The organism is Rhizobium sp. BK289 (assembly GCF_014193575.1).
Taxonomy (GTDB): domain Bacteria; phylum Pseudomonadota; class Alphaproteobacteria; order Rhizobiales; family Rhizobiaceae; genus Rhizobium; species Rhizobium tropici_C.
The window spans coordinates 477569-502777 of record NZ_JACHZO010000003.1 but is presented as its reverse complement, the minus strand read 5'-3'; the positions used below and the strand labels follow the sequence as shown (position 1 = coordinate 502777).

Here is a 25209-nt window from a genome sequence, read left to right as displayed (position 1 = left end):
AAGATGATGGTTATAAATTTCCGGATTGCGACATGGGAATGGGCTCTACTAATCTGTTTGGACTAGACGCACCTCGCATTTGGGACACCGAACTGGCCTTCGCCCAGTTACATCACGCAGGTCAGGCCAATACCAAAAGAACCGCAGAACGGCGCCTGCACCAACTTGGAATTTTGCCACCGCTTCTCGATCCAGAACATCTTCTTGATGAAACGGGCCGCGCCCCCATTCAGGTCGTGCTGCGCTACGATATTGAACGCCATCGCGGTAAGCGAAAGCATATATTGTTTGCGCAATTGAGAACGATGTCGAATGGGTGTGTTGTGATGCACGCGAATGATACGCGCAGCGCGCGTTTCTGGTTTCCTTTGGGCCTCGCACCTACTGCTGTCGACATGCAGAGGGCTTTGAAGGAAATCCAAAAGCATATCGTAAAACATGTAGTGTTTTTTCCCCACGGTGATCTTGTCGGCTTCCTTCGCAATTTCCCATCAACCGACGATCTGACCGTAAGTCTCCTAAGCTATCCTTCGAAAATCGAAATCGCAAGTGAAAGCGTAACTTGCGAGAAGAAGGTGAGGAGTAAGTTTCTTGACCGTCTTGAAGCCGAGAGCATTTTCATTATTCGTGAAGCAGTTGCGGAAGCTGAAAACCCGGCAATACTCTATTCTCTTGGCAAGGATAGCTCAGTTCTTCTCCATCTGGTCCGAAAAGCCTTCTTTCCTACCAAACCACCGATGCCGTTGTTGCACGTTGATACTCGCTGGAAATTCCAGGAAATGTACCGCTTTCGCGACTTGATACAGCAAGAAAGTGGCATGGAGATGCTTGTTCATATCAACCCAGAAGCGATCTTAGGAGACATCAATCCGTTCGATCATGGAGCCACACTTCATACGAGCATTACAAAGACCGATGGCCTGAAGCAGGCATTGGACAAATTCAAATTCGATATGGTCTTTGGCGGTGCGCGGCGGGACGAAGAAAAGTCTCGGGCAAAGGAACGCATCTTTTCGTTCCGAAGCCGCAATCACCTCTGGGACCCAAAGAACCAGAGACCGGAACTATGGAATCTCTATAATGCGCGAAAAGCCGCTGGAGAAACCATGCGGGTCTTCCCGTTGTCAAATTGGACGGAACTGGATGTCTGGCAATATATTTATCAGGAAAGTATTCCGTTAGTACCTCTTTACTTCGCCAAGGAGCGTCCTGTCGTGCGTCGTGGCGATATGATGCTCGTAGTTGACGATGATCGTATGCGACTGGCATCGGATGATGTCATCACTGTGCGTAAGGTTCGCTTCAGGACTCTGGGCTGCTACCCCTTGACTGGCGCCATTGATTCCAATGCGACCGACGTCAAGGACATTATTATCGAGTTGCTGCGGTCACGCTATTCTGAAAGGCAAGGTCGCTTAATCGATGCCGGTTTATCTTCGAGTATGGAGAAAAAGAAGATGGAGGGCTATTTCTGATGCAACGCAAGCTGTCCAAAGCCTTGCAAAGCATGGAACGGACCGAGGAATTGTTCGAGCAGTTCCAACTTCAGCAAAAGAATAAGAGCCTCTTGCGATTTATTACATGCGGCAGCGTAGATGACGGCAAGAGCACCCTGATCGGCCGCCTGCTCTGGGAAACGCAGCAAGTTTTTGAAGATCAGATCGAGGCACTTAAAAGCGACTCAAGACGTCATGGGAGCCAAGGCGGAGACATGGACTTTGCGCTTCTTGTTGACGGCCTGTCTGCGGAGCGCGAACAAGGTATCACCATTGATGTCGCGTATCGCTATTTTGCTACGCCAAAAAGGAAGTTCATAGTCGCCGATACACCTGGACATGAACAGTATACGCGTAACATGGTTACCGCGGCATCTTCCGCCGACGCCGCCATTTTGCTCGTTGACGCGCGAAAAGGTTTGCAGACCCAAACGCGGCGTCATGCCTATCTCGCCGCGCTGGTTGGAGTGCGCCATGTTGTATTGGCTATCAACAAAATGGACACGGTGGAATTCAATAAAGACATTTATGCGAGCCTCAGTGAAGAGATGAACAGTTTTGCAAAAAAGCTGGACTTCCACACAGTTTCTGCGATCCCGCTCAGCGCGCTGAAGGGGGACAATGTGACCGCGAGATCGTCACATATGAGCTGGTATGGAGGGGAAACACTCCTTGGATATCTTGAAACCGTAATACCGTCACAGCGGTCGATAAAACGAGTGACGATGCCGGTCCAGTGGATAAACAGACCGAATTCAAACTTCAGAGGAATTTCGGGCACTGTCTCTGGCGGTTCTTTGTCAGTCAATGATGAGATCCGTGTGACGTCGTCGGGGCAAACGGCCAAGGTGGCTGAAATTGTGACAATGGACGGCTCGCTCTCCATTGCGGAAGAAGATTCCGCAGTCACTCTGAAATTGAATCGCGAGATCGATGTTTCGCGAGGCGACGTTATCTCGCTCGCACAGCATCCGATCGAGCTGGCCGAACATTTCGAAGCAACGATTGTTTGGATGCATGAAGATCTTGGACTTGCCGGAAGAAGCTATGACATCAAGCTGGCGACACAATGGGCGAGCGCGTCGATTACAACAATAAAATATCGCGTTAATGTCAATACGTTAGCGCACGAGGCGGAACGCGCTCTTCGCTTGAACGACATTGCGGTATGCAACATCTCGCTTAGTCGGCCGCTAGCATTCGATTTATACGAGAACTCGAAGCTTCTTGGAGGATTTATCCTTGTTGACCGCTTGAGCAATGCGACCGTTGCCGCCGGAATGATCCGACATAACCTGCGGCGCGGCCAGAATGTACACCGCCAGGCGCTGTCAGTTACCCGCGCTTCACGCGAACGCCTTAATGGCCATGGCGGGAAAGTAGTGTGGTTCACCGGCCTGTCAGGTTCCGGGAAGTCGACCATTGCAAATGCACTGGAAATCGAGTTACACGCGCGGGGCAAACGCACTTACATCCTGGATGGAGACAACATTCGGCAGGGACTGAATAAGGATCTGGGATTCACTGACGCCGATCGTGTGGAAAACATTAGACGCATTGCCGAGGTTGCGAAATTAATGATGGATGCTGGTCTGGTTGTATTGACGGCGTTCATTTCTCCTTTTCGGCGCGAAAGGGAAATGGCGCGAGAATTGATTGGCCTTGAAAATTTCTTGGAAATTTATGTGAACACCCCTCTCGATGTTTGCGAACGACGCGACCCGAAAGGCCTTTACAGGAAGGCTCGCACTGGCTTGTTGCCGAATATGACGGGTATAAACAGCCCGTATGAAGAGCCGACTAGTCCGGATTTAGTAGTTGGTGGTGAGGGGCAATCGATCTCGGACGCGGTGGCAATGGCTATCGGATTAATAGAATAGCAGCGAAGCAGCCGACCTTGCTTTGCGGCACAGCCAACCGAACCAGAGCGACCGACGATTTACCCCTGCCAGGTGTTCCATAACCCTCAGATCGATCGGCATTCACAATGCCTCTCGATGTTCCCAAATCGCAATGAAACTAAGTCCATTCGAAAAGACTTACCCCTGAAAAAATGCCCGGATAGCTTGGCTGGAGCATGGCAAGTGCGTATGGATGGCACTGTGGACGGCTGTGATGAGCGCGTATTTCGATCCTTGGCGATAAGAAAGATCAGACTTTTGACTTTCTTGGTCATACGTTAGAGATATCGCACAGTTCCACGAGACTCAATTTGGAAGGTCGTTGAGATTGAAAATCACTCCAACAAATCTCCCCGGCGTTATGATCGTTGAAGTCGACGCAATCGCTGACGAGAGAGGCCTGTTCGCCAGGACATTCTGCGCCGACACCTTTACTAGAAATGGTTTGCTTGGGCATTTTCCTCAGTGCAATATTTCTTGGAACCCTTATCGAGGCACATTGCGGGGAATGCATTATCAAGCTGAGCCGTACCCGGAGGTCAAACTCGTGCGCTGTACAAGAGGTCGTATACTGGACGTAGCTGTGGATATTCGCGCAGGTTCGCCAACTTACATGAAATGGACCAGCGTCGAACTGGATGCTGATCTGCGCAATGCTCTCTACATTCCTGCAGGCTGCGCCCATGGCTTCCAAACCCTCGTTGGAGATTGCGAAGTGTTCTATCATATGGGGGAAACTTACAGGCCGGAGTTCGCGCAAGGCGTTCGGTGGGACGATCCGGCATTTGCGATCGATTGGCCTTTGGCGCCTGAGCGACTATCCGACCGGGATGCCAATTATCCGGATTTTCAGCGGTGAAGCGGGTTCTTGTCACAGGCGCTTCGGGTTTTTTTGGGCGGCATTGCCTGCGCGAACTGCTCCATCGAGGATATGAAGTTCATGCTTGCGCTCGCAATGTTTTAGATCAACCGGGTACAAATTGGCACGTCGTTGATCTCATTCAACCCGGAGCGGGGCCCGAATTAGTGCGAAGGATTCGGCCGACGCACTTACTACACCTCGCATGGGACGTTAGCTCTGGATTCTGGTCTGCGCCCGAGAATATCTCGTGGGTGGCAGCCACGCTCGCATTGATGCGGGCGTTCCATCTCTCGGGTGGGGAGCGTTTCGTTGCTGCCGGAACATGCGCTGAATATGATTGGACGACTTTGCCTGATTATGTGGACGAGGACGCCCGACGCGAGCCGGCAACATTGTATGGGGTGGCCAAGGAAAATACCCGGCGCCTTATCGAGGGCTACTCCCGCGAAACCGGCTTTTCTTTCGCTTGGGGGGTCCTGTTTTTGTCTTTCGGATCGCATGAAAGAGCTGAAAGGTTGGTCCCATCAATTATTAGAAATTTGCTTGTCGGGCGTGTAGCGGAGACAACCGCTGGAATGCAGATACGGGATTTCCTCGACAGTCGCGACGTGGCCGCGGCATTTTCCGCGCTTGTCGACTGCTCGGTCAATGGTAGCGTTAATATCGCCTCCGGTGAAGCGCGAGCGCTGCGCGATGTGATCGAACGTCTTGGAACGCTGACGGGACGTCCGGATCTGCTGGAGCTGGGGGCTCTTAGTACGCGCCCCAACGAGCCTCAGCGTCTGGTTGCTGATGTAACTAGGTTACATCAAGAGGTAGGTTTTGTGCCGCGCATTTCGCTGGACCAAGGATTGCAGGATGCGATTAGCTGGTGGCGGCAACAATAAGAGACATGGTCTGGTGATCGGCAATCAGAATTCTGCTCCGAATATGTGGGCTCTAGGGGTTTTACTATAGATGTTGTCTCAACCATCCAAAATTGGCCGCAAGACGGCGCGTTTTCTACTGAAGAAGTGGAAGAACCGACGCGACTACAAGATCTTGGTTGCCAGCGATCTCTTCGATGACGCGTGGTATTTAAAGCAATATCCAGATGTGGGTGCATCTGAAGTAAACCCAGCACTTCACTATCTCGAGTATGGAGCAAATGAGGGGCGTAATCCCAGCCCTTTATTCAATACCAGATGGTATCTGACAAACTATCCAGATGTTCGAATCTGTGGAGTGAACCCTCTGGTTCACTATATAGCATGCGGTGCCGAAGAGGGCAGGGATCCTAATCCCGTGTTCGACACCGCATGGTATACTATGACAAATCCAGAGGTTTCGAACGGCATTAACCCGCTTTTACATTACAAAATCCATGGCGGTGATAAGAAACTGAATCCAAACCTGTTGTTTGATGCCGGCTGGTATCATAGCCAATTTCCGGAATTGGCTGCTACGAATTCTTTATCCCACTATCTTCAATTTGAAGAATCGGTAAGGCCCGCAACCTATGATATTGATAGGATCATGTCGGGAATGCAGGTGGCCGTGGTCGCTCATCTCTTTTATGAAGATCTGTGGGATGAGATCGCATCCTATTTGGGCAATATACCGACGACGTTTGACTTGTACGTAACAATACCCGAGCGATCTGACACTGACTGGCGGAAGCCGATTCTTAGCAAATTCCCTAATGCAACAATTTTGGAAGTGGCCAATGTCGGCCGCGACATCGGCCCATTTCTTTCGCTTCTTCCGTCGCTGCTCACCAAAAACTATACAGCGATCTGTAAGATCCATACAAAAAAAGGGCAGACGGAACCCACAACGTGGCGGAGATTGATGCTCGAGGGCTTGTTAGGAAGCGAGTTCCTGGTGACTCGAGTCCTCCGTAGCTTTCAGGCAGATCCCGATTTGCTTCTGGTGGGAACCCAAGAGCTGTACGTCTCTGGGCCCACACACATGATGGATAATCAGATAAAGCTCGAAGACCTGCTTCAGCAACTATACCCCGGGCGAACGCTTCCGCGCGAATGGGGCTTCTTTGCGGGAACGATGTTTTGGATAAGTCCGCGCGCATTGGAAAAGCTTTCGCAAATCTTTTCCGGTGGTTTAGCTTTCGAAGCGGAGGATGGGACGAACGACGGTCAGATTGCGCATGCTATTGAACGCCTTTTCGGACTCATCGCAACAATGGAGAACGGACATGTCGGTATGACTGAACTCCGTGGTCCGGGACCGTGGGGTACTAAAGTTAAAATCGACGTCGCTCCTGGCAAGCCGGCTCGGGAGAGCTTGACAGCTTTATTGCGGATGCGAGCAGCAGAACAACGCGTGCGAGAAGGGGAACAACATAAGGCGGTACCTATTGTTCCGCCCCCACCGCTTCGACGGTGGGTCAAGCCGGCGGAACACAGCAAAGGTATAAATCTGGTTGGTCCGGTTGGCTTTATCAATGGGGTAAGTATCAGCGCTCGAGGCTATGCTTCTTGTATAATGAAAGCTGGGATCCCCTTGAACGTTATTCCTTGGAGTCAAGGGTTCGAGCGACTTCGGTCAACGCCTGTTCAATATCCCTCAATTGATAAGCAAATAATCAATCTAGTGCACCTTAATCTTGATCTGCTTACGGTTGGTGGTTTTCTCGACAGAAGCCCACTTGATGAAATTGTAGTGCCGAGTCGGTATAATATTGCGATCATATACTGGGAGTTGTCAGCGCTTTTACCCGAGTGGCATGCTGTTCTCCATCGCTTTGACGAAATCTGGTGCGCAAGCACATTTATGGCCAAATCTGTTTCAGCGGTGACGAAGAGGCCCGTTCGAGTGGTTCGTCCGATGCTCGACAGAAAGAAGGTCGCTCTAACGAGAACACGGCAGGATTTTGGGCTCGCGGAAGATCGATATGTGTTCTTTTACGCGGCGGATGCTGGAAGCATTTTGGGGCGAAAGAATCCCAAAGCACTAATTGACGCATACATCGAAGAATTCGGGCCGGACGATGGTGCTTGCTGCCTTGTGAAGATTCACTATTCGAATGTTGAAAGCCCGGAGATTCGCGAGATCCTTTCCATCGCCGAGCAGCGGCCGGATGTCATATTCATGGATCGCCTGCTGGAAGACGATGAGATGCATGATCTCTTCCAACTGATCGATTGCTATGTCTCTCCGCATCGCTCCGAAGGCCTCGGGCTCACAATATTGGAGGCGATGGACGCCGGAAAGCCCGTAATCGCGACACCTTACGGAGGGGCTGCAGATTTCGTCACATCAGAATCGGCGTGGCCACTAGATTATAAGCTTACAGAAGTCGGGAACGGAAACTTGCCATATCCGGCTCAATACTTGTGGGCAGATCCATCGATAGCGTCACTTCGTCAGGCGATGCGCGCTCTTTTTGCTGACCGAAAACTGGCAGAGGAGTTGGGGCGCAAGGGGCGGACATATGCGCATGACCTCTTTTCGGTTGAAACAACCACAGAAGCAATGCGCCGGGAGGTTGCTCGCATATTGCAGGCCGGCAGCTCAGGCGACGACGAAGCTGCGTTCAGAGCGCACAAAATCGTCTAGGCCCGTTCCTTGGCTGCGCTATCATTAAAATTTGAAAGATAATCATGAGACGGCTTCGTTATCTTGTACGCAGATTTTTCGTGGTTGCCCGCACAACGGGTCTTCGAACCGCAATTCATCAAGCGAAAGATTTTATTTCCCAACGTGTATCTTGGCGGCGCGAAAGCTCCCATAGGCACCCATCAGAAGATCCGCCCACTTTGAGATCAGGCGACATTCGCATCAGCATTTTGGTGCCCGTGTACAACACTCCTTCGGGGATATTGGAAGAGGCTATCAGTTCTGTCATTGATCAAACATATCCCAATTGGGAATTGTGCATATGCGATGATTGTTCAGACTCGCTCGAGACCGTGAGGGTTCTGGAAAAATATCGCGGCATAGATCCGCGCATCAAAATAGTTAGGTCGCCGAAGAACCTGCACATTGCCGGCGCTACCAACCTTGCGGCGGAATTTGCCACAGGCCATTTTGTGGCCTTCCTTGATCACGACGACACGCTGGATTGCAATGCGCTTCGATTCGTCGTGCAGGCGATTGAGGCGAACGAGGGCGTCGATGTCTTGTATACTGATGAAGATAAGATAGAGCCTGATGGTCGCTATAGCGAGCCGTATCTGAAGCCAGATTGGTCCCCAGAGCATCTGCTTTCAGTTATGTATATTCTGCACTTCACAGTGATCCGAAAGTCTCTCTTCCTGGAGCTAGGCGGTCTGCGAGACGCATACACTGGCGCCCAGGACTATGACCTGGCTTTGCGCGCCACTGCGCGGGCGAGACGCGTCGTGCATATTCCGCAGGTGCTTTATCATTGGCGGAAGATCCCAGGGTCGGCTGCCGCCGTGGTCGATGCAAAGCCCGTTGCGTTAATCAATGCAAAGCGCGCTGTTGCAGATTTTGTGCAGAACCAGGAACCCGGTGCCCAGGTTGTAGATGGTCTGTTTCCCGGAAGTTATCGCGTAAAGTGGCCCGTCGACGCGTCACGACCCGTCACACTTCTGATGCTTACCGACAGTCGAATGCGGGACGTTGAGGGGCGTGGCAACATCTTACTTGTCGAGCACTCGGTTATGAGTATCCTCAGCCGTTCGACATTCAGGAATTTCAAAATAATTGTTTTAGACAACGGCCGGCTCCCAGCGGATGTTCATGAGCGCTTTACCGAAGCGGGAGTGACTGTCGCTCAATACCATTTTCAAGGTGAATTCAATTTTCCTGACAAAATGAACCATGCCTTCAATCTCGTGACCACAGAAGACGTTATCATACTCAATGACGATATAGAGGTAATTTCTCCCGACTGGATTGAAGCGCTGCTTTCATTTTCCCGTCGGCAAGACGTCGGCGCGGTCGGAGCGCAACTTCTCTATCCTAATAACCGGTTGCAGCACGCGGGAGTTGTTATGGGTGTGAATGGTCTGACCACACATTTATTTCACAATCAGCCAGCGTCTGAGATCGGCTATTGCGGCTATACACATCTTGTCCGCAATTATTCGGCCGTTACTGGTGCGGTATTAGCAACGCGTATGAGCCTTGTTCGCGAGGTCGAAATGTTCAAGAGAGAATTGAGGGTAGACTACAACGATATCGATTTCTGTTTGCGACTTGGCGCGGCAGGCTATCGTATAGTCTATACTCCATATGCCTCTCTTTATCATTTTGAAGGATCCTCTTTGGCGAGGAGGGCTGTCGATGAGGCCGACAGGAGTCACTTTTTGTCGCATTGGCAAACGTCTGTTAACGCAGACCCATATTACAACCCCCGACTACCAAAAGATCGAACCGATTGTGCGGTTCTAAGCTGGTGAGTTCGAGGGTAGTTGTCGCAGCAGTGCCGTAGGATTTTGGGCGCCGAGCGTGATAACGTGGGTTTAAGGTCTCTTTGCCGGTGTTCAGGGCGCCGGAGAGACATGGGCCACAATCGCCGGACTTCTGCAGACGGCAAAAATGAACAACGTCGATCCGCTTGCCTGGTTATCTCAAACGCTCAGCCGCATCGCGAGTCGCTGGCCAGCCACGGATATTGAGCTGCTCACGCCATGGAACTTCAAACCTGACGCTGTCGGCTAACCGCTTACGTTTGACTTACGATCACTAGTTGTGCATTTTCATCGTCAGGAAACAGCCACCCGTATCGCGCCCGGGAACAATCCAGTACCGCTCGCAACGCAGTTCAAATGAGGAAGTCTGATGCTGCATGGTTGGATCGATGGTATCGATGGCAATATTTCTGGGTGGGCTTATGATCATAGTGCACCACACAGCCCGGTACGCATAGAAATCTACATCAACGGCGCGCATTATGGGAATGTAACCGCCGATCAACCGCGACCCGACCTTGCCTCCTTGAACATTGGAAATACCAATTACGGCTTTTCGATCAAAGCGCCAAGGGGCCTAAAATCGGATGCAGTTGTCTTTGGGAAGAGTGGTGACAGCTTCATCATCCAGACGCCGCGGTCCCGCGAAAAGCCTTTATCAAAGTACCTTCATCATCAGAGCTTAGTTGATGATGTGGCCGCCGGTCTTGAACTTGTGCTGCGGGGTCCGTCGCTCGCTGAGGATCAATCGATCCTTGACCGCATCTGCCAAATGGCCAGCCGCAACGAGGGCAGTGCTTCTTTCGATCTCGGCCCGATCTGGGGTGCGTTGAAATCGTCCCGTCACGGCGACGTTGAGAAATTCGTCAAGGAAAGAGATCTTCCGGCGCTCGGATCTTATCTCGCCGAATTGGGTAAGCAACCTCTGGCGGTTGGGTTCCTCGGCGGCCCCGAAGCCCATGCAGCGAACCTCACGAGAATTCAATACAGGCGCGACCAGGCTCGGACGATCTTCGATCGGATCGTGTCTTTGGCAGAGGCGATCGGCGTCATCCATGTCGAAAACCCAGAACAGGGTCCGTGGGGTGAAATTGTCGGTCTTTCACCCGATTTCGTTTTAGACGCCATCGCTGCAGCCTACGGCATTCAGAACTTTGAAGCATCCGTCGGTGGCATTTGGGGTCTCCAAACGAGCCATGGTATCGTCAATACGCGTTCCGTGACCGCGATTTATGCTGCTGCGAGGATCAAGGCACTATGCGGTTTGTTCGGTCTGCATGGGGTAGTCGAAATCGGCGGCGGAGCGGGCCTCGTTGCTCATTACAGCATGCTTATGGGGTGCGACCGTTACAAGATCACGGATCTTCCAACCGTTGGCATCACGCAGGCCTACACACTGCGCAATCATCCAGGGCTCGCGCTCTATGGGGAACCCACCGACGAGGCCCGCATTGAGATCATGCCCCCGGCCGAATTCGCGCGCGCACCGAAGGGCCGCTTCGAGTTGCTCTTCAATATGGATTCGCTGCCCGAAATTGAGCCTGAGACCGCCGCTGGCTATCTGCGCAGTGCACGCGAACTAGGCTTTCGCTATTTCCTCAGCGTCAATCAGGAATCCGGCAATATGGTCGATGGCTGGCGGCAGGGGAAGGTACGGAATATCGCGGAAAAGGCTGGGGGCTATGAGTTGATGAGCCGCCATCGTGACTGGATGCGACCGGGCTATGTCGAAGAGCTCTATAGGATCATTCCCGCGTAAGATCCGTTCGACGAGCAGGTGGTTGAAGCATCGATAGCCCATAAAAATGGGTTCGGTGCAACTATGGCGTCAGCGGCACTGCCGCGCGGGTTGCCATCTTGTCAGAAACTGCCCCAGCAAGCGCGATAGCCCTTGTATCCACCAACCATTGCATCGCTAGCGCAAAAATGAATGCGGCGGGAACGTAGGAAAAAAACGCAACAGCTACCGCGACGGGGTAAGTCGCACCAGCAGCATTTGCGACCATAAAACCAAAACAACCTGCCGAGAACAATGCAGGGATATGCGTCAGATAGAGCGGGAAGGATATCTTGCCTAGATACTCAAAGACGCGACCGGACAGCGCCTTTTGCGCCGCCTTCCACCCCGACAGCAATACAACTAACGCCACAGCGGATATTTCATGCCAGAGGGACACGTTCCCCTGATTTATAAACCCTGGCACGGACCAATTGATTGACGGCACAAACCCCATCACCGACACGATCGCATCCCAGTAAGGACCGCGGGAAACAGAAAATGGCACCGTGCCCAAAAAGCAAATCAGCAGCAGGATCGGAAATCGCCATTTTAGGCGAGATGCAAATCGGTGGGCTTCCAGGAGATAAGTACTGCCGCCAAACAGCATGATGGAGACGTACGTCCGACCAACAACGACGCCAAGCAGCAAAAGCAGAACGCCTGCTCCGGTCTTACTTATGCGTGATATGCCAGTACAGAACACAAGGATCAACACCATGGACCCCACAAACTCAATCGGCATTGTCCAAAGCACAGAGTCGTAGGAGTTAGCCAATGTCGCGTTGCCAAGCAAACTATTCCAAGCCTGATACAGCCCATCTGCAAAGCCTGGGTCGGATTGGGTGAACTGGGTTGCCAGCCAATCCGACTTGGTGAGCGCGGCAATACTTTGATTGAAAATAAGCCCATTTTTTAGCAGCGCCCATCCAAGAAGGCTCGCTGCAAGTACTGGAATCCCGAGCCGGATAGTGCGTCTCATCACCAATCCAGGCAGCGTCAAACGGCTGTTGTGAAACGAATTCGCCAGCACAAAGCCAGATAGGGCGAGAAAAATGCAGACTGAGAAGTTTGCCCCCGCTCCCACAAAAAGAAACGGATAAGCGGAAAGCGCGACATCCCAGCTCCCGTGAGAATTCTCAGCTCTCCCGGTATAAATCGCGAAGTCGAATGCAACGAGGAAATGAGACAAGGCCACGTTTAAGGCAGCCAAGCCTCGAAGGCCATCGAAGAACACGAATCGGCTATCAGCACTGCGCATAGTTTTGCCTAGGTTTTCTACCGGATATGCGGGTAGCTCAATAAGTCGCGGAAAGCGAGAAAAATATTCCGCTCTCGTTGAGGGCCAAAGAGACGCGAGGTGAGATCACTGGCTTTGTCCACAGGTGGCTGCGGTTTGAGCAGACCACCGGAACCGTCACGCCAGATGTTGGCCACGGTTTTGAGCGCAGCAAGGACGGCGATAGCACCAGTGGTGTAGGCAGGGTTGATCTACGACCGCGAGCATTCGAGAGAGACAGGTCAACAGTCGCAAGTGTCGTGCTGATGGCGATTGCGCGCTTCGCTAAAGCTGGACAGTTATTCCGCCAATTCCCGGACAACAGTTTCACTAAAGTCCGGACAGTTTGACGAGGTTGGCCCTCGGCAGCCTGGTTTCTATCAGGGTTGATTGATTTCGCCGTTTTCGGCAGCCGTCAAGAGGGGTGCGTTCTTTTGCTTTCGCATGCTCTCGCGAGGCAAAGTAAAGGGCGGCTAGCGTTGAGAGCCCTCCGAACGGTCGTTCGTCCTGGGTATCTCAAATACCGGCTGCCGAATTTTCCCTGTTTGCCAGAACTCGTCATAGGCTTCAGCTTTGTCGCCAAAGCCTAGAATCCCGCAAAACGATTGACCTTTGCCGCCTTATGCATCTCCTTACGACGGAAATAAATCGCTCGTCCGCAGCGAACGGGACTGTGGCCCTGGACAATGATGATCTGCTCGTCCTTGCGCATCGACTGCGTGATTTCGTGTGGCATGATCAGCGGTCGACGCTGGAAACTGATGCTTTCGGACTTGCGGGCGCTGCTATTGGAGTTGCCCCAGCCAACGTTGCGCGAACGTCCTTGGACTTCAACGGTCATGTCTCCGCATTGGGCCGAGACATTGCGTGCTGTATCGAGCGCCTTGATTGCGGCGTAGGATGTGAACGCGCAGCCTTCGATCCAGGAGGTCGCACCATCTTTTCCGAAATGACGCTCAAGCTGGCCGACGGATTGGTACATCAACATCAGTGTGATGCCATACTTACGCCCACGGTCGCGCGCTTCTTCAAGAATACGCATGTAACCCAGCAGATCGACTTCGTCGAGCATGAAGAGCGCGCGGCGGCGGAAGTCGCCGTCGGCCCGGATCATAGCATTGATCAGCGAGCCGCTGATCACTCGGCCAATGCCGGGATAGGAGCGCAGGATCGATGCAGGAATATTGAGGAAGACGTCCTTCCGTCCCGAAGCGATGTCGCTCGCTTTGAACGCGTTACCGCAGACGAGCGCAGCGTAATTGTCGAGTGACAGCCACTGCGTATCCTTGGATGCGGTCGAATATACCCCGGAGAAGGTCTGTTCCGTCATATTGGTGAAGACACCGAGCGTTTCGCGGATAAAGGCGGACTCGGAATTTTCCTGGATGTCGCGCAGCATGGCAAGCACCGACGGTTCTGGTTCGGAAACGATCAGGCGCAGGCTACGCAGGTTGCGGCGGCCGGCGTAAGCGGGCGATAGCATCACGTGAGCTAGAAGCCCAGTTAGCAGATTGTGCGCCTGGTTCTGGAAGTAGGAGCCTGTCGAGGTGTCGAAGCGTAGGCTTTCCGACAAAAGCATATGGGCGATACCAACGATGTCCTCTTCCTTACGTGTCGATCCCTCGATCCCATCAAGAACGTTGAAGCCCGTAACTGGATTCGTGGGATCGAGCACCATAACTTCGCGGCCGAGCGCATGGGAGCGATGCTCGAGAACCATCGGCGCGACCTCCGTCGATGGATCGAGACAGATCAGCGGCCCCCTGTAGCGTAGCGCCGTCGGGATGACATTGCTGGTCGTCTTGAAGCCGCCGGAGCCCGCGAAGAATAACATATGGGTGGAATCGAAATTTTGATTGAAGGTCATGAGTGGCGCCTTGCCACCTTGCCCCCAAGTTTCGTGATCGTTTGGATCAAAAGGCAACTTATGCACGCGATCACGGTCGACGCGGTAGCGCTCGCCGATTACGATCTCTCCGTCCGAGGGGAAGAGCTTAGCCACTTCCGGCATGGGCAGCCAATCGGCATCGCCGAAAATGCCGCGCTTGGCGCGCTTGATCGGATCGGAAACTATGATCGAGAGGCGCGTGGAGAGTGCGACAATACCAAATCCAAGAATGGTCCCGGCAACCGCGAAGGCGTCGAGATAAGTGAGCGCCTCGCTCCATATGACGACGCCATTCTCCACCCATGGAACTAGACGGGCATATTCCCGCAGAGTGTAAAAGCCTGCCACGCATAAAAAGCAAAGAAGGCTCGCAAAAGCGATCGGCGGACGGCGGTGCAGCGGCAATGCCCAAACCGTCAGAAGTGACGCGATGGGTCCGAGAAGGAGATTGGGAAGAGGACCCGCTCGCAAGAACCAATAGGCGATTCGCGCTGGCATGCCGATCGCTAAATCCTGCCACTGCCATCCAGTGATATAGAGTGTCAGGGTTGTCACTACGATCGGCACCAGCATGAAAAGCAAACTTGGATGTATTCTGCACTTCAGCGCCATTAAGAAACCTTCTCGGGCGGTAGTGATTTCGGTTCGTGATAAGGCACTTTAAACGCTGTCCTTCTAATCTCTCTCGGTCGGCAGTGTTCGTCCCAGCTCAGGGATGCCTTTACCAACTTCAGTAAGGCGCCAAGCAGAAAGGCGGGGTTCGCTTCCGCAAGGCGGCCCCGAACGAACAGTTCACCAAGGAGAAGCTTCTGACGGGCGCCATGCTTACGCTCGCCGGACATCAGAAACCTGCGACGAAGCCCCGGTTCCATCAGCTGCTGATCGAATCATTTCAGTGGCTACGGTTGGCATGCCGTTTCATCTCTTTTCGAAATCGCGTGACAATTTCTTCGAAGATCCGATCGCCTCCTCATCAATGGTCTTGAGAGTGTAGTATATGTCGCTCGCGCGACGTGATCGGGAGGCTTGGAGACGGCAGTGGCGATCATGTTCGTCGGAGCAAAGGTGATGAACAGGAAGCGAGGCGTACCATTGTCTCAGTTGCAGCCTATCACCATCGCGCCCCGCAAGCTTACCGACGATCTGCTGGCTCGGCCATCTACGTGGTTCCGATCTTCTGGTTGGTGTCAGCGCGACGCGTTCAGCATTGCGACGGCGATGTTGCCGGAATTGATGCCGCTGGTACGCGCGGATGCGACCGAGAGCGGGGAGGTCGCCGGCGGCATCAACGGGGCCCCTATGGTACTAATCCAATTACCAACCTCTAACCGATATCTCAGGCCCTAATGCTCCCTTCTATGTGAAGGCAAGCGAGGCGGTTCACGTTCGGCAGGGAGCCACTCGATTGCGTCATTGGAGATGGCCGCGAGTTTCAAGAGGCTACCCTCTAGAAGCGTTCGAATTCCGTAGAAAATGACGAGGTCGCGGGCGGAAATGCGAACAAATAAACCATCGTTGGTTGGCCGTATGATGGCGCAGCCGTCGCCAAAGTTCAGAAATCTGTCGGCTCTTTCGGTGGCCGCAGATCGACCACCACAGCGAATTTGCGAGTACACCCTCCCAGCAAAAATATCCTTAGTGCTGACAATGTGTCCTTCTTCGCATTCGAGTCTTTTTTCCCGCCCTTTGGAGATTATTGAAGGGCATAGCTCGGCAGCGTGATGGCAAATCTGCTCGAGCCATATATCGGAATTGGGTAAGGTGACGTAGGTTTCGGCAAAATATTTCAGCATATCGATCTCGTCGGCCTCTAAGCTGGCGTTGCGGCTAATTTCCGGTGTCGGTCAGAATGACGCCGATTGGGTCGATCATGGATTTGTTCCTCGTCCGGCGAGCGCCTCGTTGATCGCATGTCCCAACTCTTCAATTTCCCGAATGCGGTGGCTGGCGGTAGGGCAGACCCGCAAGCCGGCCTTGCCCTTTGCGACCGTGGGAAAGAAGATCGCCGAGGTGTAGTAACCTTTGTTTAGAATATGGGCCGCGGCACGAATGGATTGTCTTTCGTCGCCGAACTCTATGGTGCGGATTGGTAGCTTTGAGCCGGCTTGCTCGCTGGCAACCATCCTGTCGAAAATAGCTAACCGATCCGCAAGCGCATCCTGGCGCAACTTGAGTTCATTGGTGCGGTGCAGCGCCTGAGACGCCATGGCAGCGCCGATTGCCGCCAGATTAAGCGACGCGGAAAAGGCGTAGGCGATCGAGAAGCGCCGGAACAATTCTTCCTGCCGAGGAGTGCCGAGCATCAACAAGCCGCCCGATGCTCCAAAGCCTTTGCCGAGCGATGCGGCAATGATTGTACGCTCGCCAAGGGCTTCGCCGACCTGGGATCGTACAAAGCCCTCCCCAGACTTCCCGAACAAGGAAATGCCATGGGCATCGTCGATATAGAGAAACAGACCGTACCGATCTTGGAGTGCGAGGAGGTCCGCGATTGGTGCGCTCCCGCCCATAGAATAGACTCCATCGCAAACATAAGCTACGCGATCGTTGCGCCGGCAAATATCTTCGAGTGCGTTCAGATCGTTGTGAGCAATCGTTTCAATCGGTGTTTCATTGGCGACGACCGGCTTGTGAAACGCAAGTGTCGCATGCGCCAACCGGTCGAAAACTATCGCAGGTCTTTTGTTCTCAGTGAGGCATCCGGAGGCGAGGAGTGGTAGGGCTCCCATATTGACCGCGAGGACGGTCGTGTAGGTTATAACCCGTGCTGCAAACAAGTCGGAGAGCGCTTCTTCCAGTTCGCCTAATAGGCTGAAGTTAAGCCTCGTTCTTGCGCAGGACCAATGGAGCGCCTTGCATCGCTGCACCGCCTCTATTGCGCCTTCGAGGATGAGCGGATGATTGTCGAGGCCGAGATAAGAGCAGCGAACGAAGTCAGTCACTTGTCTCTTCTGACGCGCCGTGGACAACAGGACGGAGCGATCCTTGTCCGGGTCCGCGTAAAGCGCCATGACTCCCTCCTGCTCGGCCGCAGCAAGGTTTTGATCGGCGGAAACGATCACGCTGAGGGTATTGCGGTAGGATCGCGACACAGCCGTAGCGGTGGGCGAATGATGATCATCGCTCATGGGAATATCCAAATTGTTCGTAGCGGAGCAGCGACACAACAGAAAATAGACATCTGCTGCAGCACATCGCATCTCATTGGCGACGCGATGCTATTTTATTGCCGTGGAATGGGACTGCGAACAACGATCGTTTCGGTAATATTGTCTGAAGGTTCTGTGACGCCAATATTTCGAAAGTGAAAGGCTTGATAAACACAGCAGGCGGAATGTCACATTGATGCTCAACGGAGTTTCTCCGTGATCTCAGTGTTTACGAAGCCCGCTCTGCATTCTGACGCTCATCAAGCGCATAACCGGTGGCCCGCACCGTGCGGATAATATCGCGACCTAACACCCGTCTCATGCCCCGCCGAAGGCGCCCAACATGAACGTCGACGGTGCGGGGCTCCACAAAGGTACCTTGCGGCCATGCAGCCTCGATGAGAGCGTCTCGGCTGAAGACGTAGCCTGGTTTTTGTAGAAAATGCTGAAGAAGGCGAAATTCGATCGGACTGAGTTGGACGTCCATGCCATCGCAATCGACGCGCATGCTGTCGAGGTGCATCGTGATTTCCGCATAAATAAGCGTGTTGCCGGGGGAGCTTGTCATGCAAGATCTCCCACTCGCGTCTGGCGATAAGTCTGACAGATAAGATAGAAAACGCTCTGGGTTGAAGGGGCGCATGAAAATCTCGGATACGCCGGTTTTGAGCACTTCCAGATAAAGTTGCTGATTTCCTGCTCCCACGAAAACCGCGATCGGTGGAGTCTTGTCGGCCAATGCCTCCCTGATCTGGCTGACAAGATCGCTGATGCGGAAGGCATCGTTATGATAGTCTATTATCACGGCCACCAAATCATCGGATTTCACACTAGCGAGAGCTTCCTCCGCTTCCTCCACCAGTGAAGGTTCAAAACCTGTCATGTTGAGGATCTGGGCGAGCAGAAGGTAGAATTCGTAATCCTTGGAACAAATGAGGATGAGTGGCTTCATTGATGATAACCTTTCGATCAGTGGGCCGCAGCACGCGGACGATGAGTCAAAGATTCCGCATAACCTTTGGGTATTTTGACGCAACAAAAATTCACCCTTTAATTGCGATCATGCCTGCTTTCGCCGAAAATCGCTGTATTTTACCTGTCATAAATTCGTATTGCACGTAAAGAGAGAAAATGGTATTTATTCAATCACAATTTTGTTGCATCATAAAGGAGACGCTTCGCAAGCGAGTTCGTTCGGCTCGCCCAAGATTCAAGGTTGGTGTATGTTGAGATAAAATAGGAAGTGGCCAGGGATCACACGACACATGCGGCATCCGCGGTCGTGACTCACTTGTGGGAACAAAGTCCGGCCAAACTTCGTCCCGTGCCGGACGTTCACGGGAGAGCTTCCTATGACTTTTGCGGATACATCAAAATCTCGCCAGCCACCGTCCTCGGCAGATGACATCTCTATCTGGTGTGGTAAGGACCCTGCCTTCGCGGCTTTGGCCGCAAATGCGGCCTATGGTCCTGATGCCACGCTTGCTGTGGCTTGGTGCGCTTTAGGCGCGAAGGTGGATGGACGTGCCGCCGACAGCCATTTCTGGTTCGAAGTTTTTTGCCTGCTGAGCGCTAGCGCAACGCAAACGTGGGCTCCTCGACCGGCGCGGCGCGGATTCGGTGACGCGGACGACAAACTGAATTAAGTTTCCTGTAGCCAAAATGGCCGGGCGGGACCGATAATCTTTGTACTTCTCGGTAACGCCCCACCGCTCTGGTATCGGCCGACGCTAAGCGATGAGAGTGCGCATAGAGGGAAGTTTCCGAGGTGGTGGAGCGACGGGGATGGTGATCCCATAAGTGCCAACTGTCTGGAGATAGACCGCGACGTGGCGGTCGGAGCAAAGAACGCCGGTAAGCGATTGCCTGCAGGACTCAGAGCTTTTGCCGCAGCTTTTCGATATGCTCCTCACAAATCGCTTTTACCAATTGCTGCAGCGCGTCCGTGCGTTCACCAAGCCAGACCAGCGCTTCTTCGGTGATCTTGAAATGCTCGGAATAACGGGATTTCACGTAGGCTTGGTTGATGATGTTGAACCAGGTAGTATAGCGGTGCCGATCTCGTGGCCAGATCTCTGCAAGCCGCTGGTCGCGACCTTCGGCAAGCGTCTTCAGGTGGTTGAGGTTGTGCGAGGCCGGGCTGTGGTTCGTCAATGTCAACAGCATAGCTGAGTAGCTATGTTCAATCGCTTGATGAAGAAGAAAAGCAGCGTGTTTAAAGCGCCCTTTCTCCACAAAAAGATGGATGCCATCCATTAATGCCGTTGCAAAAGAATATCGTTCATCAAAATGTCGTCGAGCGGTACGGAGAGCATCGGCGGGTGTGAGCGGCTTCGGCTCGGCAAGTTCCTCATCGTCGAGTTCGTAAAGAACGATGCCGTCGCGGCGGATTTCGCTGAAAAAGTAATTGCCGAGTTTCAGCGCTGTGTTGACCTCGCGTAGCGAATGCACGTTGAGGCTGACTGGCGGCTTAACGATACGGGGAAAACGGTCGGCCGCCTTGCGCCAGTATGAACCGAAGTCTGTAAGTTTGCGATTGTTGACGATTACCAGCAGATCATAGTCGGACTTATAGCCTTTGCCGGTGTTCTCTTCATCGACCCAATCGCCACGAGCATAGGAGCCGAAAAGAATGATCTTGAGGATACGCCCCCTCTTCTTGAAATCGGCCGTGCCTTCCTTCAGCGCATCCTCGAATTCCTCATGCACGATCTCGACAATTCGCGACAATTCCAGTCGTTTGCGTTCCGGCAGATGATCGAGGCTGAACTTCATGGAGAGCAGAACCCTTTCTGATGATTCCAGTTCTAGGTACGATCCGTTTACAATGCCAGTCCGATATTGATTCTACGCCAGCCGGATAACGTAGCGGAAGAGATCTTTCAACCTTCGATCGAATTCTCGTTTCGAGGGTCTCTGTTCAATAGCTTGCTCTGTGTAGGTCAGGTACGCTTCGAATGTTCTCTGTATGTTCTTATATGGCAGATGAGAAGTCAAGTTTGACTTCTGAGCATGAAGGTGGTGGTTCATCTCTTCAAATGCCGCACCTAAAGACCAAATAGCTTGCGGACATTGTTTCCTCAGAGACTGCAGGTGCTTATGTGTTTGCGAAATGTCCGTTCGCCGGAGTCTTTTGGGCATCCAGCCGTGAATTGTCTCGACGCTTTGCAGGCCGAGACATTTGGCGTGGGATTCAACACCAGGACCGCAGGCGCGGTCACTGCGGTCGAGGCTATCATCAGCGAAATTCCAATCTTCCACCTCATTAGGCAAGAGAGGCCCGCCCGGCTTCGAGCCTTTCTGCTCGCAGGCGGACCTCTTGCAGAGGTGTATTGGGGTGCGCCGGCGTCGAGCGTTCATTCAATGAACGATCGCTAAACACTCATCTTCTAAAGGTCGTGGTACCGTATAATCATGCACGATGTTTTCACGTCGTCATCCTGCTTTAGCGAACCCAGTTGTTCCATCGCTCCAGTAACTCCGCGGCATGATCGTTGATCCATTTGGCATCTGGAATGACGATACTGTCGCGCACGTCTTCGGCGCTCGGCATCTGGTCGCGAACTGCTTGCGGCATCATCATAATCGCCGCGCTGCTAGGTGGCGTGCACAATAATGCCTCGCACACCTTGGCCTGGATATCCGGGGAATCCAACCAGAAGGCGATGAGTTTCAGAGCATTGTCGCGATTGGGCGCTCCCCTGATAACCGTGAGGCGATCGCCCACCAGAAATGCCGCCTTGTTCGACCAGGCGATTGAACGTCCTTCTGCCTTGAGCGCGCTTGCCCTCGTTAGCCAGATCTGTCCGATGCTGTAATCGTTCTCACGGAACCCTTGGACGCTCTGATCTCCGGTTTTCCACCAGAGCGAGATGGACGGTCGCAATGCGTCAAGCTTCTTAAGAGCGCGATCGACGTCGAGCGGAAATAGGTTCTCGCGTTTGACCCCTTCTGCCAAAAGGGCAGCCGCCATGACACGCCACGGATCGTCGAAATTCGGAAACGAGCGTCCGCCCGGGAACTTTGAAGTATCCCACATATCCGCCCAGGTCACGGGTTGGTTGCCTTTGAAGGCTTGCGGATCGTAGGCCATCAATGTGGCTGTTGAAAACAGCCGCACGCCGGCCGGGATGCAGGCATCGGGAACGAGATCCTGACGGTCCCTAAACTGGGTGCAAAAACTGTCAAGCGGTTCGGAAATCGCGAGATGATCCTTTGAGCTTACCTGGATTTCTCCATCCGGATAGAGATCCCAGCTGACATTGCCGGTTTTCACCATCGCCGTCGCCTTAGCGCGCATCTCCGCGTTGGTCGCCGCTACGGAAACGACCTGTATGCCAGTCTTAGCGGTGAACGGCTCGAACCACCATTTGCGTAGCACCGCATCATAGGCGCCGCCAGTCGTGGCGATTACGACCTGCTCACTGGCAAGTGCCGGAACGGGTGTCTCTCCCAGAAGAATGGCTGCGCAAAACATAGCAACGCCGCTCAGCCGGATGGCTGCTCTTATTGTCATCAATTTTTCCCTCTTATTGTCCCGCCTACAGCGGGTGTTTTTGCCGCTATTGCTGCTCCCGGCGGCTGTTCAGGAGATGTATGGAGCCCATCAAAAGCAGCGAAACGGCAACAATGATGACCGAGACGGCGGCAATGACAGGCGTCAGGTTGAAATCGATGTCCTCGAACATTTTCCGGCTGATCGTCTTCCCGCCGGTATCCGAGATGAAGAATGCCACGGTCGCCTCGTCAAAGGAGGTCAGGAAAGCAAAGACCGCGGCCGTCGCCACGGCCGGCGCAAGATTGGGAAGTGTCACGGCAAAGAAGGCTTTGAGCCGCCCTGCTCCGCAGCTCAACGCCGCCAATTCCAGCAACGGGTCCATTCTCTCCAACGCTGCAGAAACGATGATGACGACAAAAGGTACCGCCAGCACCGAATGGGCAAGGACGAATCCGGTCAGATTTCCTGTCAGTTGTAAAGGTGAGAAGACCAGATAGAGCGCCACGCCGAAGACGATTGCCGGCACGATCATCGGTCCGAGGCAGAGGGCCTGCAGCAGTGTCTTGCCCGGTAGTTTGCCACGTACGAAAGCAACCGCCGCCATCGTCCCGATGGTCGTCGCTACCACCGTGGTTACTGCGGCGATCTGTAGGCTGAAAATGGTCGAGCGCAGCCAGTCGGGATCGGACAAATACGCCTCGAACCAGCGCAGGGTCAGCCCCTGTGGCGGGAACGTGATGTAGGAGGCGTCGCTGAGTGCCAGTGGTATCACCAGCAGCGTCGGAAGGACGAGAAAGAACAGCACCGCCGCAATCATTAGATTGCATACGTGTCGTGCCACTCGTGACCAGATCGGGCGAAATCGCCGGGCGTCGGATGACGATGTTGTCAATCGCTGCGTCAAGGGTTGAGATTCAATGGACACTGTTCAAACCTTTGCTGAAAGAGAGCGCGCGGCGAAAGAGCAGCACCAGCAGCAATGTCGTGCTGAGCAGGATGACTGACAGGGCGGCCGCAAACGGCCAATCCAGAAGGACGATTGTCTGCTGGCCGATGAGGGTCGCCATCATCAGCGCGCCGGGTCCACCGACTAGGGCGGGGGTGATGTAGAAGCCGATGGCGAGAATGAAGCAGATCACGCAGCCGGCGAAGACGCCGGATAGGCTAAGTGGAAAGGTCACGCGCCAAAAGGCGACGATCCGGCTGGCACCGAGATTTCGTGCCGCCTGCTCATATGCGCTCGGCACAGAACGCAAGGCAGAATGGATCGGCAGGATCATGAAGGGCATCAGCACATGCGTCATCGCGAGAATGACAGCGCCCTCCGTATAGAGCATTTTCAGCGGTGTCGAGATAACGCCGAGCTGGATCAGTCCGTCGTTGATGATGCCGTTGCGCCCTAGCAGCACGATCCAGGCATAGGAGCGGACAAGTACCGAGGTCCATAGCGGAATGAATAAGCATGCCGTTCCGAGCTTTACCAACTTGCCGCGCATGTGCGCGATTGCATAGGCGGTCGGATATCCGATTGCAAAACAGGCAACGGTCACGATCGCCGCGATGCGGAAGGTTCTGAGCAGGACCTGAATATAAAGTGGACTGTCGAAGACACGCTGGTAGGGGGCAAGCGGAGCTTCCCCGGAAAGGCTGATGCCGATAAGTCTGACCACCGGATAGACGAAGCCTCCCGCTAAGAGGAGGAGCAGCGGCAGGATCAGCAAGATGGCCAATAACGGCGAATAATGTTGGCTCGACCCTGTAAGGATCCAGCGGCGGAAAGTGCCGACCGATTGTCTCGCGAAGGATGACGCCATGATTAAACCCCAACTTTTGCAAAGAGCCGCAAGGCGTTCGCTTCTGGGATGACGTCAACCAGGTCTCCTTGACGAAGACCTGCCGCTACATGCCCAACGGGCATCTGGATCTGCAGGAGGCGGCCGTCACCGTTCTGCGTTCGCACGAAGAACAGGAAAAACGAACCGGCGAAAACGGTTGCGTCTATGGTGCCCGTCAGAATGGCACCACGGTCGCGACCATGAGGCGCTAACGACAACCGTTCGGGGCGAACCGCGATAGTGACAGCTTGGCGAGAGGCAAAGGGGCTTGCCCCGCCTTCGTCAGCCGCGGTAGCAACGACGTTGCCGCCCTTAGGCCGTACCATGTAATTCCCGTTATCTCGACCGAGATATTCGCCGTCGAGAAAGTTCATGCGACCAATGAAGTCTCCGACGAAGGCTGAGACAGGCGAATGGTAAAGATCGAGCGGTGATCCCACTTGGGCTAACCGGCCTTCTGCCACCACTGCAACGCGATCAGACATGGTGAGTGCTTCCTCCTGGTCATGCGTCACATAGACGACGGTCGCCCCAAGCCGTTGCTGCAAGCTCTTGATTTCCAATTGCAGCGCCTCGCGCAGTTTCTTGTCGAGGGCCCCAAGTGGTTCGTCCATAAGGAGAACAGGCGGCTCGAAGACGATCGCCCGAGCGACGGCGACGCGTTGCTGCTGACCTCCAGAGAGTTGATGGGGATATCGATCGCCGTAGCCGTCGAGATGTACCTGCGCCAGTACCGCCTCCACCTTGCGGCTGATGAGATCTTTGTCCATTCGGCGCATGCGCAACGGAAAAGCGATGTTGGCTGCCACCGTCAGATGCGGAAAAAGGGCATAGCGCTGGAACACCATACCGATGTTGCGCCTATTTGGCGCCATATAGGTAACGTCACGACGGCCGATCATTATCTGACCGTTGCTCGGGCTCTCAAAGCCGGCGATCATCGTGAGTAGCGTCGTCTTGCCGGAGCCCGAAGGACCAAGGATCGACAGGAACTCACCTGCCCGAATGGCCAGTGAAATGCCATCCACAGCAAGCGATGTGTCATATCGTTTTTCAATCCCTTGCAGCGTAAGTGCTTCACCAATCAAAGTTCCTCTCCTTATTGTTGTCGTTGTGAAACGTGTTCGTTTGCGACGGCGTCGC

Annotated in this window: 17 protein-coding genes and 2 pseudogenes; 8 read left to right on the top strand and 11 right to left on the bottom strand. The window is 53.7% G+C overall.

The features are described from left to right. Window positions 1–32: 32 nt before the first annotated feature. From cysD to FHT84_RS08475, 8 genes and pseudogenes are all read left to right on the top strand, one after another. A complete protein-coding gene (cysD, locus tag FHT84_RS31350; RefSeq protein WP_348647336.1) occupies window positions 33–1475 on the top strand; it encodes a sulfate adenylyltransferase subunit CysD in 1443 nt (480 codons plus the stop codon). Then, window positions 1475–3376, top strand: coding sequence for a sulfate adenylyltransferase subunit CysN (gene cysN, locus FHT84_RS08505; RefSeq protein WP_246698484.1), 1902 nt, complete (start codon window positions 1475–1477; stop codon window positions 3374–3376). The genes cysD and cysN overlap by 1 nt, the downstream gene beginning before the upstream one ends. Window positions 3377–3725: 349 nt before the next feature. Then, complete coding sequence (gene rfbC / locus FHT84_RS08500; protein ID WP_183761770.1) at window positions 3726–4256, top strand: dTDP-4-dehydrorhamnose 3,5-epimerase; 531 nt, start codon at window positions 3726–3728, stop codon at window positions 4254–4256. Beyond that, complete coding sequence (locus tag FHT84_RS08495; RefSeq protein ID WP_183761712.1) at window positions 4253–5146, top strand: NAD(P)-dependent oxidoreductase; 894 nt, start codon at window positions 4253–4255, stop codon at window positions 5144–5146. The genes rfbC and FHT84_RS08495 overlap by 4 nt, the downstream gene beginning before the upstream one ends. 70 nt (window positions 5147–5216) lie before the next feature. Beyond that, window positions 5217–7817 carry a rhamnan synthesis F family protein gene (locus FHT84_RS08490; protein WP_183761709.1) on the top strand — a complete coding sequence of 867 codons (2601 nt, stop codon included), beginning with the start codon at window positions 5217–5219 and terminating at the stop codon, window positions 7815–7817. A 44-nt stretch (window positions 7818–7861) separates the two neighbouring features. After that, complete coding sequence (locus FHT84_RS08485) at window positions 7862–9628, top strand: glycosyltransferase (RefSeq protein ID WP_183761706.1); 1767 nt, start codon at window positions 7862–7864, stop codon at window positions 9626–9628. A gap of 70 nt (window positions 9629–9698) precedes the next feature. Continuing rightward, window positions 9699–9890 (top strand): annotated as a pseudogene (locus tag FHT84_RS08480) (transposase domain-containing protein); the annotation flags it as partial. A 120-nt stretch (window positions 9891–10010) separates the two neighbouring features. Further along, window positions 10011–11399: a hypothetical protein gene (locus FHT84_RS08475; RefSeq protein WP_183761703.1), complete on the top strand. Its 1389-nt coding sequence runs from the start codon at window positions 10011–10013 to the stop codon at window positions 11397–11399. Window positions 11400–11460: 61 nt separating this feature from the next. On the opposite strand, the gene FHT84_RS08470 is transcribed toward FHT84_RS08475, so the two are convergent. From FHT84_RS08470 to FHT84_RS08420, 11 genes and pseudogenes are all read right to left on the bottom strand, one after another. Next, window positions 11461–12678 (bottom strand): acyltransferase family protein, encoded by a 1218-nt coding sequence (locus tag FHT84_RS08470; RefSeq protein WP_183761700.1) that lies wholly within the window; start codon window positions 12676–12678, stop codon window positions 11461–11463. A gap of 398 nt (window positions 12679–13076) precedes the next feature. Continuing rightward, window positions 13077–13160, bottom strand: a pseudogene (locus FHT84_RS31275) (AAA family ATPase); the annotation flags it as partial. A gap of 122 nt (window positions 13161–13282) precedes the next feature. Next, a complete protein-coding gene (gene traG / locus FHT84_RS08465; protein WP_183761697.1) occupies window positions 13283–15196 on the bottom strand; it encodes a Ti-type conjugative transfer system protein TraG in 1914 nt (637 codons plus the stop codon). 731 nt (window positions 15197–15927) lie between these two features. Then, window positions 15928–16377, bottom strand: a complete 450-nt coding sequence (locus FHT84_RS08455) for a hypothetical protein (RefSeq protein ID WP_210278806.1) — start codon at window positions 16375–16377, stop codon at window positions 15928–15930. A 75-nt stretch (window positions 16378–16452) separates the two neighbouring features. After that, window positions 16453–17712 carry an aminotransferase class I/II-fold pyridoxal phosphate-dependent enzyme gene (locus FHT84_RS08450; protein ID WP_183761691.1) on the bottom strand — a complete coding sequence of 420 codons (1260 nt, stop codon included), beginning with the start codon at window positions 17710–17712 and terminating at the stop codon, window positions 16453–16455. 250 nt (window positions 17713–17962) lie between these two features. Beyond that, window positions 17963–18685 (bottom strand): response regulator transcription factor, encoded by a 723-nt coding sequence (locus FHT84_RS08445; RefSeq protein ID WP_183761688.1) that lies wholly within the window; start codon window positions 18683–18685, stop codon window positions 17963–17965. 923 nt (window positions 18686–19608) lie between these two features. Next, the gene (locus FHT84_RS08440) at window positions 19609–20508 is read right to left on the bottom strand and encodes a nucleotidyltransferase and HEPN domain-containing protein (RefSeq protein ID WP_183761685.1); all 900 of its coding nucleotides are present in this window, start codon (window positions 20506–20508) and stop codon (window positions 19609–19611) included. A gap of 670 nt (window positions 20509–21178) precedes the next feature. Then, window positions 21179–22210 (bottom strand): extracellular solute-binding protein, encoded by a 1032-nt coding sequence (locus FHT84_RS08435; RefSeq protein WP_246698494.1) that lies wholly within the window; start codon window positions 22208–22210, stop codon window positions 21179–21181. Between the two features lie 85 nt (window positions 22211–22295). Then, window positions 22296–23048 carry an ABC transporter permease gene (locus tag FHT84_RS08430; protein ID WP_183761678.1) on the bottom strand — a complete coding sequence of 251 codons (753 nt, stop codon included), beginning with the start codon at window positions 23046–23048 and terminating at the stop codon, window positions 22296–22298. Window positions 23049–23145: 97 nt separating this feature from the next. Then, a complete protein-coding gene (locus FHT84_RS08425; protein WP_183761675.1) occupies window positions 23146–24045 on the bottom strand; it encodes an ABC transporter permease in 900 nt (299 codons plus the stop codon). A gap of 2 nt (window positions 24046–24047) precedes the next feature. Further along, window positions 24048–25154, bottom strand: coding sequence for an ABC transporter ATP-binding protein (locus FHT84_RS08420; protein WP_183761672.1), 1107 nt, complete (start codon window positions 25152–25154; stop codon window positions 24048–24050). Window positions 25155–25209: the final 55 nt, after the last annotated feature.